This window comes from Shewanella electrica (genome assembly GCF_022321485.1).
Lineage (GTDB): Bacteria > Pseudomonadota > Gammaproteobacteria > Enterobacterales > Shewanellaceae > Shewanella > Shewanella electrica.
In genome coordinates this window covers 1-240 of sequence record NZ_JAKOGG010000709.1, presented here as the reverse complement: position 1 = coordinate 240, position 240 = coordinate 1, and the positions used below count along the sequence as shown (strand labels likewise).

The 240-nt window shown below is 41.2% G+C and carries 1 protein-coding gene; it reads right to left on the bottom strand.

All coding sequences use genetic code 11. From position 1 onward, the window contains the following. On the bottom strand, nucleotides 1-240 hold a 240-nt coding region (locus tag L9G74_RS24610; protein ID WP_238899005.1), incomplete at both ends, for a cytochrome P450.

Here is a 240-nt window from a genome sequence, read left to right as displayed (position 1 = left end):
GACCGGAGAAAGCTCAAATGAGAAATGTTGCAGAAGCAATGATAACACTATCTTTGCTTCCATTAAGGCAAAGTTTTGGCCAATGCATATTCTAGGACCCCATCCAAATGGGAAAAACACAACTTGGCCTTTTGTTGCCTTTGCTACTCCTTCAGCAAATCTTTCTGGGTTGAACTCTGTAGCATCATCACCCCAAATATCACGATCCTGGTGAATCAATAGTATTGGTAAGGAAACTTG